The organism is Desulfobulbaceae bacterium (genome assembly GCA_013792005.1).
GTDB lineage: Bacteria > Desulfobacterota > Desulfobulbia > Desulfobulbales > VMSU01 > VMSU01.
Window position 1 is genome coordinate 1 of sequence record VMSU01000176.1, and the last position, 17,090, is coordinate 17,090.

The window sequence follows — 17,090 nt, forward strand, 5'->3', positions numbered from 1 at the left end:
CGCTAACGGTCGTGGCGATGCCTCTGTAAACAGCGGCATAGGCGGCACCTGTGCTGAATGTCATCCTGCCTATTTCAGCGGCCACACCCACAGCCACACAAATCAAGTAGCTAAGAACGTTGCAGTTACCCCTGCCACCGCCAATTGCACCGGCTGCCATAGCGCCATCACATCACCCTTTATTGCGCTAGGTGAAGTTCATGCTTCTCAAGGCTGCGTCACCTGTCACGACACAACGATCAACGGAGAGCTAATTGCCCCCGCCGTAGTTGGCGGTGGCGAGTGTGTCAGCTGTCACAGCGCTTATTTCACCGGCCACGATCATGGTGTCTCTGGCGGAACCACCGAGCACACAATACAAATCAACTCGGCCGTTGATCTCGGACAATCCGACTCCCAACCCTGCTCAAACTGCCACACAGTCAACACTTTTGCCGAGATCCTGAGCCTCCACTTCGGGGGCTGTGCCACCTGCCACAACACCACCCGCGACATCAATCCGAGCCAACCGACTGGCACCACGATAGCTTCGGTCATCGCCAATGCCAACCAGACCACTGTCAATTGCCTCAACTGCCATCAAGACAAGATGGCTCCCCGCACCCATCTCAACATTGACCATTCAGCCACCGGTCTAGGCCATATTCTCGACACCCCGTTCTGTATCGGCTGTCATCCGGCTAATGCCCCGATGACTGTCCACTCAGGCAAATGCGGTAACTGCCATACCACCCCACCACAACTTCAAGATCCAACCAACCGACCTTTGGTCCTCGCCATTACTCCAGACTCACAGTGCGTCGGTTGTCATGGCGTTAACTTCTTTACCACCAGCCATGGACATGATCATACGGCAACAATCACAGACTCAGCGTTATGCATCAACTGTCATTCTGGAAGCACTGTGAGCATTATTCACAACAATAGCTGCTTCCTCTGTCACTCCTCCGCTGACGGTTCACGAATCGTAGGTGTGGGTGGTCATGGTGACGCCACGGTCAACGGCGGCGCCGGCGGCGCCTGCACCCAGTGTCACCCCAACTACTTTACCGGACATACCCACAACCACTCAACCCAAGTTACCAAAAATGTTGTCACTACTCCTACAACTGCCAACTGTACAGGCTGCCATACGGCAACTAACTCGCCGTTCGTCAGCACTGGCGAAGTCCATGCAGCACTGGGCTGCGCCACCTGCCACAATACGGCAGGCAACGGCAGCCTCATAGCTCCAGCTATAACCGGAGGAGGCGAGTGCGTCTCATGCCATGCTACCTATTTTAATGGTCACGACCATGGATTCGTCGGCGGAACTATCGACCACACCGTCCAAATCAACCCAATCAGTGACTTGTCCCAGGCCGATTCGCAACCATGCTCCAACTGCCACACAATCAGCACTTTTGCTGAAATCCTGACGCTCCACTTCGGCGGCTGCGTCACCTGCCACAACGCCACCCGCGACACTAACCCAGTAACGCCTACAGGCACTACCGTGCCCATGGTTATTGCCAATGCTAACCAGGCAGCCGTACATTGCTTACACTGTCATCGCGACAAGAGTGCGCCTGATACTCACCTCCACATCGATCACTCCGCATCAGGCTTAGGCCATATCCTTGACACCCCATTCTGTATCGGCTGTCATTCGGCCAACAACCCAATGGCCGTACACTCCAGCAAGTGCGGGAACTGCCACACCACCCCGCCGCAGCTTCAAGATCCAGCCAACAGACCGCTTGTTGTCAATATCACCCCGGACTCTGCGTGTATTGTCTGCCATGGCGCTAACTTCTTTTCCACGACCCATGGCCATGACCATTCGCTTACCGTCACCACGACTCCGCTCTGTATCACCTGCCACAGCGGCGAAACGGTAAGCTCGACACACAACAACAACTGCTACCTCTGTCATTCCAGCGTCAACGGTGTCCGAATCGTGGGGGCTAACGGCAACGGTGACGCTACTATCAATTTAGGCAACGGGGGCACCTGTGCCGACTGCCACATTGCTTATTTCAACGGCCATGATCATGACCATAGCGCTCAGGTCAATACGAACACGGCCAGTACTCCGGCCACTGTTAATTGCGTAGGCTGCCATATCGCCTCAACCTCACCCTTTATCGGCGCCGGCCAAGTTCATGCCGTAAAGGGCTGCGCCACCTGCCACGATACGTCGACTAATGGCACCCTGAAAGCTCCAGCTGTGGCTGGTGGAGGTGAATGCGTTACCTGTCACATCACCTACTTCACCGGTCACGACCATGGTTCGACTGGTGGGGCGGTTGACCATACCGTGCAAATCATTTCAGCTATCGACTTGGGTCAGGCCGATTCACAGCCTTGCTCTAATTGTCATTCGGTTCAAAACTGGCCGAATATCCTGTCTACTCACTTTGGTGGCTGCACCACCTGCCATACCACCAACCGCGACATTAACCCGCAATCACCCACCGGCACCACAGTAGCAATGGTAATCGCCAATGCTAATCAAGCAACGATCCATTGTCTCGACTGTCATCAGGATAAAACTGCGCCAAACACCCACCTCCATATCGATCACGGAGCAACCGGCCTTGGCCACATTCTTGACACTCCACTGTGTGTCGGCTGTCACCCCGCCAGCAACTCCATGACAGTTCATTCAAATAAATGCGGCAACTGCCACACTACCCCGCCGCTACTTCAAGATCCGGCTAACCGCCCACGAGTGGTCGCAATAACCCCTGACTCCGAGTGTATAGGCTGCCATGGCGCCACCTACTTCACTGGACCACATGGACACAACCATGCTGCTACCGTCACAGCCACTGCCTTGTGCGTCAATTGCCACACCGGCGACTCAATCATAACGGTCCACAACAACAACTGCTTTACCTGCCACTCCAGTGCCAACGGCGCCAGGATCGTCGGCATCAACGGCAATGGCGATGCCACAATCAACGGTGGCAATGGCGGCTCCTGCGCCTCCTGTCACGCCACTTACTTTAACAGCCATAATCACGACCACAACGCCACTGTCGCCAAGAACCTGGCGCTGACCCCAACAACGGTCAACTGCGCAGGCTGCCACAGCGCAACCGCCTCCCCCTTCGTAGGTGCGGGCCAAGTGCATGCGGCTAACGCCTGTGCCACCTGCCACAACACCTCGACCACGGGCGCCCTTAAAGGCTCAGCCCTGAACGGCACGGGAGAATGCAAAAACTGTCATACCACCTATTTTACCGGTCATGACCACGGCACAACCGGCGGAACCGTTGATCACGCCATAGCCATTAATCCAGCCACTGATCTCAGTCAGCTCGATAGCCAACCGTGTTCCAACTGCCACTCGGCACAGAACTGGCCCAATATCTTAAGCACCCATTTCGGAGTCTGTACCACCTGCCACAATGCCAATCGGGATATCAACCCTGCGGCACCGGTGGGGGTCACTGTCAACTATGTTATCGCCAGTTACATCTCAGGTACAATCCATTGCCTCGACTGCCACTTAAATAAAGGCGCCACTGTTGCCCATGGTTCTGTTGACCACTCAGCAGCTGGCTTGAGCATCATCCTTGACACACCGACCTGCGTCGCGGTCTGTCATCCGGCAAATAACCCGATGTCCGTCCACAACAGTCGTTGTTCCAGCTGCCACACCGCCCCACCCTCATTGGAAGACCCAGCAAACCGACCCTGGGCCTCTACAATCATCCGAGGAGCGACTTGTTCCGGCTGCCATGCCACCTATTTCAACAGCCATAGCCACAATCACACAACAACTGTCACTGCCACCGTCCTATGCGTAAACTGCCATACCGGCAACCTCATCACTTCGGTCCACTCCGGCTGTGCATCCTGTCATGACCCAGCCAACGGTAATCGAAGAGTTGGAGTCAACGGCAATGGCGATGCCACAATCAACAGCGGTAATGGGGGGACTTGCGCGCAGTGCCACCTTGGCTATTTCAACAGTCACGCTCATGATCACAACGCCCAAGTCAAGAAAAACGTGGCCACTACACCATCAACAGCCAATTGCATCGGCTGTCACATAGCCACCAACGCACCATTCGTCGGCAATGGAGAGGTCCATACCACTAACGGTTGCGCCACCTGTCATAACACAACAACCAATGGCTCTCTTAAATCCCCGGCAATTGCTGGCGGCGGTGAGTGTATCAGCTGTCACAGCAGCTACTTTACCAGCCACGATCACGGAAATACCGGTGGCGCTATTGACCACACCGTTATGATCAACCCGGCAACAGATCTTGGGCAATCAGACTCCCAACCTTGTTCAAATTGCCATTCAGTCCAGAACTGGCCCAACATCTTAACAACTCACTTTGGCGGATGCGCCACCTGTCACAATGCCGGTCGTGATGTTAACCCTAGTCAACCCACAGGCACCAGCATCCCGATGGTGATTGCCAATGCCAACCAGACCACGGTACATTGTTTAAACTGCCACCAGGATAAAACCGCACCTGCAATACACCTCCATATCGACCACTCCGCGGCTGGTCTTGGCCATATCCTTGACACCCCGTTCTGTGTCGGGTGCCATCCTGCGGCAAACCCAATGGCTATCCACTCCAACAAATGCGGCAATTGCCACACCACCCCACCCATGTTGCAGGACCCAGCCAACAGACCTCTGGTAGTTGCCATTACCCCTGACTCAGAGTGCATTGTCTGTCACGGGGCTAGCTTCTTCACCACTACTCATGGCCATGACCACACCACGACCGTAACTGCCACTCCGCTATGTGTAGCCTGTCATCCCGGCAATACTGTCAGCGTAGTCCATAACAATAGTTGCTTTACCTGTCACTCGAACATCAATGGCTCTCGGATAGTCGGAGCCAACGGCAACGGCGATGCCACAGTTAATAGCGGTAATGGAGGCGCATGCGCCGATTGCCATAGCAGCTACTTCGCAAGCCATGACCACAACCACTCCGCTCAGGTCAAGAAAAACGTTGCCGTATCCCCTGCCACCGCCCACTGTGTGAACTGCCACAACGCCACCACCACGCCGTTTGTCGGCATTGGCGAAGTTCATGCAGCTAACGGTTGCACCACCTGTCACAACACGACAACTAACGGCGCCCTAAAATCTCCGGCTATCCCTGGTGGAGGTGAGTGCGTTGCCTGCCACAGCACCTACTTTACCGGTCATGACCATGGCTCAACCGGCGGCATCATTGACCATACAGTCCTCCTCAACCCGACAACCGATCTCGGACAAGCCGAATCGCTGCCTTGCTCAAGCTGCCACTCAATTCAGAACTGGCCGAATATTCTATCCACCCACTTTGGCGGTTGCGCCACCTGCCATAATGCGGTGCGTGATATCAACCCGCTATCACCTACCGGCACTACGGTCGCTACCGTTATTACCAATGCCAATCAGACCACGATTAATTGCCTAAACTGCCATCAGGATAAGACGGCGCCGGCTACCCACCTCCATTCGGATCACTCTGCTGCCGGCCTCGGCCATATCCTTGACACCCCACTCTGTATTGGTTGTCATCAGGCAGGTTCTCCAATGACAGTCCACTCCAACAAGTGCGGTAACTGTCACACGACACCACCTCAACTGCAAGACCCAGCCAACCGGCCACGGGTCATAGCCATCACCCCTGATTCGCCCTGTATCGGGTGTCACGGCGCAAATTATTTTACCGGCCCCCATGGCCATAACCATAACTCAACCGTCACCGGCACTGCCCTGTGCCAGACCTGCCACACCGGCGACATTATTACCTCGGTCCATAACAATAGCTGCTTTACCTGTCACTCAAGTGTCAACGGGGCTCGAATCGTTGGCATCAACGGAAATGGCGATGCTACAATCAATGGAGGAAGCGGCGGCTCGTGTATCCAATGTCATAACGGCTACTTTGCAAGTCACGATCATAATCATACCTCCCAAGTCAAGAAAAACGTGGCACCAACACCGGCAACAGCCAATTGCATCGGCTGTCACTCCGCTTCCACCACTCCGTTTATCGAAGTAGGCCAAGTCCATGGGATCAATGGCTGCGCCACCTGCCACAACACAACAACCAACGGTTCACTCAAATCTCCGGCAATTGCTGGCGGAGGTGAATGTATCACCTGCCATAGCGGTCACTTTACCGGACATGACCACGGCACCACCGGAGGCACAGTTGATCATACCATACAAATCAACTTGACCACCGACCTCGCCCAAGCAGACTCTCAGCCGTGCTCAAACTGCCACTCAGTACAGAACTGGCCGAATATCCTCGCTTCCCATCATTCTCTTTGTGCCACCTGTCATAACGCTACCCGTGACATTAACCCAAGTCAACCAACCGGGACCACAGTTCCGATGGTGATCCTGAACGCCAACCAAACGACCGTCAATTGCCTGAATTGTCATCAGGACAAGAGCGCACCGGCCCCTCACCTCCATATCGACCATTCGCTCTCCGGCACCGGTCATGTACTCGACACCCCATTCTGTGTCGGCTGCCATCAGGCCAACAATCCGATCGCAGTCCATGGCAACAAGTGCGGAGATTGCCACACCTCACCACCTGCCCTGCAAGATCCGGCCGACAGACCGCTGGCGATCGCAATTACCCCAAACTCCCAGTGTATCATCTGTCACGGCGCAAACTTCTTTACCGGTCCCCACGGGCATGACCACTCAACAACCGTAACCAGCACAGCGCTGTGCGCGACCTGCCATCTCGGCAACACCATCACCACAGTCCACAACAACAACTGCTTTACTTGCCACTCAAGCATCAACGGTGCTCGGATTATCGGAGTCAACGGCAACGGTGATGCTTCTGTCAACGGCGGCAATGGAGGATCCTGCGCCACCTGCCATACCGCCTATTTCAACGGCCACGACCATGACCACAGCATCCAGGTAAAAAAGAACGTGGCAACGACGCCTACCACAGTGAACTGTTCGGGCTGCCATGTTGCCACGGCATCGCCTTTTATCGGCGCCGGTGAGGTCCATGCCGCAAACAACTGTCAAACATGCCACAACTCCGCAACCGGAGCCTTGATCGGCTCAGCCTTGAATGGCTCAGGAGAATGCATCAACTGCCACACCACCTACTTTACCAGCCATGATCACGGCTCAACCGGTGGTTCAATAGATCACTCTGTCGCCATCGACCCGACTACCGATCTGGGACAAATTGACTCGCAGCCCTGCTCGAATTGCCACTCAATCCAGAATTGGCCCAATATCCTGAACACCCATTTCGACCTCTGTACAACCTGTCACAATGCGATCCGTGATATCAATCAAACCATCCCGGCTGGGATCACAGTTCAATATGTAATCTCAAGCTACACCGGAATCATCCACTGCCTTGACTGCCACGCCAATAAAGCCGCGCCAAGCGCCCACACCCCAACGGATCACTCGACCACTGGACTTAGCATCATCCAGGATGAGCCAACCTGTGTGGCACTCTGCCACCCTGCCAACAACCCAATGGCAGTTCATAATAACCGATGCACCAACTGCCACACCTCTCCACCAGCTCTGCAAGATCCAATCAACCGGTCCCACGTCACCACCATTCTCCGCGGCGCCACCTGCACCGGGTGTCATACCACCTATTTCAATGCTCACGGCCACAGCCACGCCACTACGGTAACAGCCACACCCCTTTGCGTTTCCTGCCATACCGGCGACGCCACCACCACAGTCCATACATCATGCGCGTCCTGTCATGACCCAGCAACAGGTGCTCGGCGCATCGGTGTGGGCGGCCATGGTGACGCCACAGTTAATAGCGGCAACGGCGGCTCCTGTGCTCAATGCCACACCAGCTACTTTACTAGCCACAGCCACAACCACGGCATTTCGGTTGCGATAAATACCTCATCAACCCCGGCGACCGAAAACTGCATAAACTGTCATTCCGCTTCTATCTCGCCGTTCATTGCTGCCGGCCAGGTCCACGAAACCAATGGCTGCCAGACGTGCCACTCAGCCTCCACCGGGGCCCGTATCGGTTCCGCCGCCACCGGGACTGGAGAGTGCAAAAACTGCCACACCTTATACTTTGCCGGACACGATCACGGTTCTACTGGTGGAGCGGTTGACCACACCATCTTGATCAACCCCATGACCGACTTGGGTCAAGCCGACTCCGAACCCTGCTCTAACTGTCATTCGGTTCAGAACTGGCCCAATATTCTCACGACCCATCTCGGCATCTGCACCACCTGTCATAACTCAACCCGTGACATCAACCCTACCGCCCCAATCGGGACTACGGTCCAAACGGTGATAGCTAACGCTAACCACACCACAGTAAACTGCCTGAACTGCCATCAGGATAAAACAGCGCCAGCAGTTCATCTGCCGATTGATCACTCTATAAACGGGGCAGGCATTATCCTTGACGACCCAAGCTGCGTCGCTCTCTGTCACCCAGCGAGCAGCCCCCTCTTGGTGCACACCAACCGCTGCACCAACTGCCACACTTCACCACCGTCTTTGGAAAATCCGGTTAACCGGCCCAAGGCCACCACTATCGTCCGAGGCGCTACCTGTAGCGGCTGCCATGCCACGTACTTTGCAGCCCACACCTACAATCATGCGGCATCAATAACTGAAACAGCACTCTGTGTAACCTGCCATGCCGGAAACATCACTACTACCGTCCATACCACCTGCAGCACCTGCCACAACCCGGACAATGGAGCCCGTTGGGTTGGTGTTAACGGCTATGGTGACGCCACGGTTAACGGCGGCACAGGAGGAACCTGCGCCCAGTGCCACAATGCCTACTTTAACGGCCATACCCACAATCATGACGCAAGTGTTACGGTCAATGTCTCATCCACACCAGCTACAACAAACTGCATCGGCTGTCACAGCGCAACCAGTTCGCCGTTCGTTGGCGCTGGCCAAGCCCATAGCACAGGCGGCTGTCTAACTTGTCACGCTGCATCCACCGGAGCGCGCATCGGATCTGCAGTCACCGGCTCCGGCGAATGCAAGAACTGCCACACCGCTTATTTCTCCGGCCACGATCATGGTTCAACAGGGGGCACAATTGACCATTCGATCCAGATCAACCCGGCAACCGACTTAGGTCAAGCTGACTCTGAACCTTGTTCCAATTGTCATTCAGTCCAGAACTGGCCTAATATCCTGACCACCCATCTGAGTATCTGCACCACATGCCACAATTCAACCCGTGATATCAATCCGGCAGCACCGACAGGAACCACAATAGCTATGGTCATTACGACCGCGAACCATGGAACCATCAACTGCCTGAACTGTCACCAAGACAAATTGGCCCCGGCTATCCATCTGCCATCTGATCACTCAGCCACCGGAGCAGGTATCATCCTTGACGACCCGACCTGCGTTGCCGTCTGTCATCCTGCAAACAGTCCATTTGAGGTGCACACCAACAAGTGCTCGCATTGCCACACCTCGCCACCAGCATTGGAAAATCCCGCAAACCGGCCGGAGGTCACCACCATTTTCCGTGGAGCAACCTGCTCTCAATGCCACACCGAGTACTTTACTGCCCACAGCCACTCTCATGCCACCACTGTTACTACGACCCCCTTGTGCATTAACTGCCATACCGGCAACATCATCACCTCTGTGCATGCCTCCTGTACCTCATGCCATGACCCAGCCAACGGAAATCAACAACTAGGGATAAACGGCCATGGCGACGCCACTATCAATGGAGGAAACGGTGGCAGCTGTATCGAGTGTCATGCCAACTATTTCAATGGCCACATTCACAGTCATGCCTCCTCGGTAGCAGTCAACGTCACAGCGACACCGATCACAGCCAACTGCGTGGGCTGCCACAGTGCCACCATTCCACCGTTCACCGCTGGTGGAGAAGTCCATATGACAGGGGGGTGTCAGACCTGTCACAACACCAGCACTGGAGCCCGTATCGGTTCCGCCGTCAACGGCACCGGCGAATGCATCAACTGCCACAGTTCCTACTTCTCTGGTCACGATCACGGCTCGACCGGTGGCACAATTGACCATAATGTTGATATTAATCCACTTACCGACCTCGGTCAGGCCAACGGCCAACCCTGCTCCAACTGCCATCATGCCGGCAATTGGCCTAATGTTCTGTTAACTCACCTTAACAATTGCGGAACCTGCCACAATGCCACCCGGGATATCAACCCAGGCTTCAAGGTCGGCACCACCATTCAAGATGTCATCACCTTTGCCGCCAACCCGACCAACTGCTTGAACTGCCATCAGGATAAGGCTGCTCCAATCCAACACATGAATCATGTCACAACAGGCTATTTACAGACGACACCCACCTGTGTAACCAGTGCCTGCCATGAGACAGCAGCCATTGAACCGATCAGTACGACCCATAATGGCACCTGCACTCATTGCCATACTGACCCAGGCAACGGTGACTACACCCTAGCCGCAGCGAGCTTAGCCTATGGCCATGGCCATCTGGATCCAGGCTTCGGCAACCCAAACACCTGCACTACTTGCCATGGCCCAGAGTTTGTTACCATTCACACCCCGATCAGTCCGACTCACAATGTCGGCACCAACACCAGCTGTTCGGACTGCCATGGTAACGTGAGCACGTGGTCGGCCATTCAATCCTTGCATGATGTAGCAACTAATGGCCCTGGCGCCTGCAACACCTGTCACGCCAGCGTAAGACCGCAAGTGACTGCGGCCATCAATGACGGCAGCGTCGACACCTGTGCCGAGTGTCACGCTGCCCATAATCCGGCCCACAATATCACCACGGACACAGGTTGCGACAGCTGTCATGGTACTCTTGCCACCTGGAATAGTATTGAGACAGTCCATTCCGGAGCTATCAGCGCCTGCCTCACGTGCCATACCAGCGCTCGCCCTGAAGTCACATCCGCGATCAACGACGGCAACCCCGACACATGCGCCGAGTGTCACCTCATAGATCATGATCTGAGCATAAACCATGCCTCAATCAGCATCACCGGCACCTGCAATGCCTGTCACGGTCCATTGACCGACATGGTCGATATCAATACCTTGCATGATATTACCGCCTCCGGTTTAAATTCCTGCGACACTTGTCATACGGCGACCAGGGAGAGCGGCATCGGCACCGGTATTTCCATCCTGCAGATCATCGCCACGCCTGGCGCCAAGGAGTGCGTGACCTGTCATGTGGAAAAGGCATCGGGACATCCGGGCGGAGGCAGCCATGGCACAATCAAATACTCTCCTCAATGTCAGGTCTGTCACAACGGAATCAACATCGTCAACACCATTCACCTTGGCAACTGCACCCTCTGTCACACCTCCCCGCCGACCTTAAAAGCGGGGATCACCTCCGGCGACTGCATGCACTGCCACGGAACCCACCATGGCCCGACCCACACCACCATGACCGGCACACCCTCATGCAATGCCTGTCATCCGAACACCACCTACGACCAAATCGTAGCAATCCACAATGTGGACTGTTCCATGTGCCACAAGAGTCAGGATCCGCCGGTAATCAATGCCATCGAGGCTGGTATCAGCAGTGGCACCCCGGTCGATTGCACCACCTGCCACACCTATGACCATCACACCAACGCCCATACCCAACAAGGTGACTGCGGCTTCTGCCACGCCGATCCTCGCCCAAGCTGGGAACAGACCTACAATACAGCGCTGCCCAGTCCTCTCCCCTACCAGATGGCTTGTCGTGAATGCCATGTTGAGAAGACAGGCACCGGCCTGGTGGTCTATAAAAACAACTACTATACCAACACACCAAGTCCCTTGACTGCAACAATCAGCTTCCCGAATGGGCTACAGTCAGCCAATATCACCGGTGCCGCCACGGTCGCCCAAACGCCGGTCCACACCATCGCCAGCACCAACAACCAAAAGATCGATATCTATAACTACGGGTCATGCATGGCTTGTCATCAAATCCGGCAACTTCATCACGCCAAACCAAAGGCAATTGAATATCCAACACCTGACCCGATGAATGTCAACACCTTCCCCTTCGACACCCTGCGCTACGCCCCGGGACGAAACATCTTCAACGAATTCCGCAATGAGATCAGAATGCCGTACCAGTGGTTGCGCTACCTGACCCGGTCCACCGATTCCTATACTCGTGGCCGAAACCTTATGCGTAACGTCAGCCGCGGCGCTACTCCATGGAACACGGGCTCTGTCTCACATCTGAATGTCAGCGTTCCATGTATCCCTGCCACCAACGACCCGGAAGGCCTCTGCTCCACTAGCGGCAGCGACAGCGTGCCATATTTCAATAACCTGTCAACGCCTGGCCCGTTCCCGGAAAAACTCGAATTCACCAGAGCGGTTTGGAACGAAGCCGGCAATAGCGAACTGACGGTATTTATCACCAACCAGTATCTGCAGAATGCCACCCTGACCTTGACTTACGGAGCCCAGGTGGTTGATCAGGCGATGATCTGGAACACTTACGCCACCCGTTGGGAGTTGACTGTCCCTTCACTTACCTATGAACAGACTGTAACTGTAACCTCCTCTGTGGCAGGGAACGGCACCTCGATCAAGAGTCACTATGTATCCGACCTAACCCGAGAAATCGCACCGGGAACCGTAACCCACAGCTATGCCAAAATAGACAGCACCGAGTGCTCCTCCTGCCATAGCGATGACATGGTCACCGAACACGTCACCAACCATGGGAAGAGCTGTGCCACCTGTCACAACAATTCCGACCCAACGATCATTACCACCATCGCCACCGGTCAGGCAGGAACAGATGTCTTCTGCCTGAACTGCCATGGTATTCAGAACGAGACTCTCCATCGCACCCAGCACGATGCCGCCGTCTCCTTTGATGACCTCGACCAACAGTGCGATAGCTGCCATGAGGACAACGTGGTCAGCGATCATGTCGATGACCGCGGCTGGACCTGTTACACTTGCCATGGTGATATCCGATTCGCGTCGGTGATCGCGAGCGGTAAGACCGGAACCCCAATCCACTGTTCCGACTGCCATAACGGAATCAACACCTCAACCGATGATCCACCAAAACCCGCCACCATGGCCATTATCCCAGGCCACTGGACACCACCTGATCACTCCGTTTCAGGCTATGTGACCATGGAGTCGCCATGTAATACCTGTCACGACCCTGAAGGAACTAATGACATGGTACTTAATGTCCATCGCAACAAGTGCGGCCTCTGTCATGTAGCGCCACCAGTCCTGCGCACCGGCCTGCCACTTGCTGGAGGTACCTGTCGTACCTGTCATACCGACACCTCATTCCACCATAAAACGGCGCAGGCCCAGGCCGGTGATTGCGCGGCTTGCCACACCCCACGCGGCATCGGTTCCTTCGCCCCAAAACAGATGGCATGCAAACTCTGCCACATCAACTCAACTGCTACCGAACTCGAGGTGAAAAAGTTCGACCTGACTCAGGCAACCGGAGCACAACCGACTTCTTTAGAAGTTGGCCTTACCCACAATATCCCCAACTTCAACTCCAGCGGGACTCCGATCCAGATCTATGACTACAAGGCGTGCTTCGCCTGTCACTCCGGGTTGAACCCTGGCTTCCCAACCGCACCGATAGTCAAGCCTTTCCACGGCTTCCTGGGAGATGCAGCCAAGGGTTCCGGCCCACCGGTGTTAAACAGCTTAATCATAGATGACAGTGGAACCAATCCCAATGTCGCCAATATGTTACCACGAATAGCTCTGTTCTATCACCCTGGCCTTGAAACCTTCAGAAGATTCAGCACTTCTTTCAATGCAAGAACCGGAACAAACAACTACCAACGGTATGCTAGCCAAAGTGATTATTACGGCAGCACATCTCTTATATCTCTTAATGACGACACGTTAGCCAGTGCCAGGACCATGGCCCGGACCAACCCCGGCATGACCTTCTCAAGCGGAGAATTAATCAGCTGGCGTTATCTCAGCGGCTATGGCAGCTACTATACCAACCCTGTCAGCGGCTACGCAGACCGACTACCCTCCGTATCATATACGATGTTCGGTGCAGCTGACGGCCCCTACACCAATGTTCCCTATTTCATCAACACCCTCACTGCCCCAGGACCGTACGGAGAAAAAATCTCAGTGACCAAGGCCGACTGGAATCCAGTTACCAAGATCATGACCATCTGGGCGATTAACGACGGACTGGAGGCTGTGCCAATCTATGTCAATGGAACACCGATGACGTGGTCACCCACCAAGGCCCGCTGGGAATATGAGGTCAACCAGCCGACCTACCTCCCCCAAGTCACACTTATATCCGCTGATAAGGGGACAAAAGTCGCCTTCGTCAAAAACACCAAGGATCATCTGATTGCCGTGACGGCCGAGTGGGACCAGAACAACCCCGGATCAGAGCTGCACGTTCAAGTCAAAAACACCTTAAGCACCGCCTTATGGATGAATTACGGCACTACGGCCAATGTCTCCATGAACAACATGGGCAACAATAACTGGTCGATCATCGCTTCGTCTGCCAATATGCCGTACCAGGTCCGGATTCACTCCAATAACTATGGCGATATCACTGTACCGGTAAAAGACACTACCTTCACCTGGCCTCCAGCAAATAAAGGGACCATTACCCAAGGCTCCCGAACCTCCTCATGGGATCTCTCCAGAGACCCAGACCGACTTCGAATCTACGTCCAAGTAGGTGCTGATGGTCGAATGCCCAAGATGCGGCTCAATGGTTCGGGAACCTATGTGGATTATCCCTGCACCTGGTCATCACCAAATTACCGCTGCCAAGCACAAGACAATGCCCTGATCACGGCAGGATATGACCCGTATGTGGTAATCTTTACCGGAGCCTCTCCTGGAGAGGGCTCGGTATTGACTTATCAGATCAACAACTGGGCTGCGACCCAGACCACACTGAACCCACTGACCAATGTTGCACCGACTGCGGTGAACGACTCATTTACTGTACCAATGAATAGCAGCACCGGCCAATCTCTCGCCGTGTTGACAAATGACTCGGACAGCGATGGTGGCACCCTGTCCATTCAATCAGTAGGCATGCCCTCCAATGGCGGCATAGCACTGATCAATGGCACAACCATCTCCTACACACCCGCTAATGGCTATGTTGGCGCTGAATTCCTTACCTACACCATCACCGACGGCATAAACACTGCCACCGCACTGGTGACGATTACGGTGGATAACGCCATCAATAACGCTCCAATCGCAATTTATGATAATGTCTCAGGATTCACGATAAACAGTACCGGTAATGTCATCAATGTGCTGAGCAATGACTCCGATCCCGACCCCGGCGATACAATCGCAATTCTATCAACTGGAACGACCTCCAATGGCGGCTCACTGGCGATTATAAACGGGGGACAGGCTCTAAGTTACACCCCTGCCGTTTCTTTTATCGGCCTTGAACACTTTACGTACACCATCCAGGATGCCGGCGGTCAAACCGCCACCACCGATGTCCTTGTGCGAGTGGATCTGGCTCTCACTGACCACACCGTCACTGTTGCCGATTCAGCAAACTGTAATAAATGCCACAACTCAACCGCCGGCAAAACTACCGGTATCCCGGTCAGCCCAAGCGATAACATGGTCCATGACTCCTGTGCCACCTGTCACCAGTCTACCGGACTATTGCTCTCCGTAGCTGCAGCCAACAACCCGACAACCCCAGCCACGGTGTCGGCAATGGGCCAAGGTGATTGCAGTTACTGTCATGGTAATTATTTCAGCAATCACAGCACCATCAATCATGGACCTCGCATCGCCTCATCCGACGAATGCATCAGATGCCATAGCGCCACTGCAGGCTCCTCAACCACCGCCCCAGTGAACCCGACAGACAACACAATTCATGACACCTGCTCGACCTGTCATGGCTCTGATGGCCATTTACTCAGCGTTGCCACCGCCGATAATCCAGGAACACCGGCCACAGTAATTGCGATGAAAGCGGGCAATTGCGTCGGCTGCCACGGACAGTACTTTCTAAGTCACAGCACTATCAATCATGCTAGCCAAGTATCAGGATCAACAAACTGTACATCCTGTCATACAGCAACCGCAGGCACCTCCATCTCGGTTCCAGTAAGCGCTGTTGACAATAAGGTTCATGACGCCTGTAGCACCTGCCATAACCCAAGCACCGGAGCCCTGCTTTCCCCATATGGCAAGGCAACATCAATGCCTGCCAATGGTGGCGATTGCGAGGCCTGTCATGGTCCATACTTCACCAACCACACCCATAACCACAGCACCACGGTGAAGATTAACACAGCCAGCTCCCCGATTACCGCCAACTGCGTCGGCTGCCATGTTGCAAACACTACCCCCTTTGTGGGAGGAGGACAGATCCATTCTTCTCAGGGTTGTCTGAGCTGTCACAACGGCACAACAGGAATCCTTATTGGCAGCGCCACAGGCAAGACCACGGGAGGCGAATGTGTCACATGCCATACCACCTACTTCGCCGGTCACAATCAACACAACAGCACAACTCATGCAGTCTCACTCCGTGGAACCGACCTGTCCGTGGGCGCTCTCTGTAACACCTGCCACAGACAAGGCGGAACAGATTCGGCTAATCCGTTATTCGCCAACACATGGTCAGGAGTTAACGGCATCTATGCCCTGCATCAAGGCAGCTGTACGCTTTGCCATGATTCCAGCAGAACCACAAATATGAGCGGTTATGTAAGCGTGCAGGAAGCCATCGCCACCGGCGCCAATCTTGGTTGTCTTGACTGCCACAATGACAGGGTGTCCACCCATGGCGGCCATAACTCCGGCCACTTTGTTACCCACGCAAGCTGCAGCGGTTGTCATAACGATGGCGGCCTGGGCGTGGTCGCAGGAATCCACAAAAATACCTGTATCATGTGTCATACCTCCGCATCCGGCGGCAGCGGCACAACCAAGGTTGGAACCAACGGTGATGGAGATGCCTCCCTGGGTAACGGCGCAGCCCCCCACTCCGACATCACCTGTCTGACCTGTCATAATGTCGCTGATCCCGATGTGACTCCTGCCTCTATCGGTGGCATCCATCACAACAACACCGGCAGCATCGTTTACA

At 54.7% G+C, this 17,090-nt stretch carries 1 protein-coding gene; it reads left to right on the top strand.

Going from position 1 to position 17,090, the window contains the following annotated elements; translation table 11 throughout:
- On the top strand, positions 1-17,090 hold a 17,090-nt coding region (locus FP815_11385; protein MBA3015535.1), incomplete at both ends, for a hypothetical protein.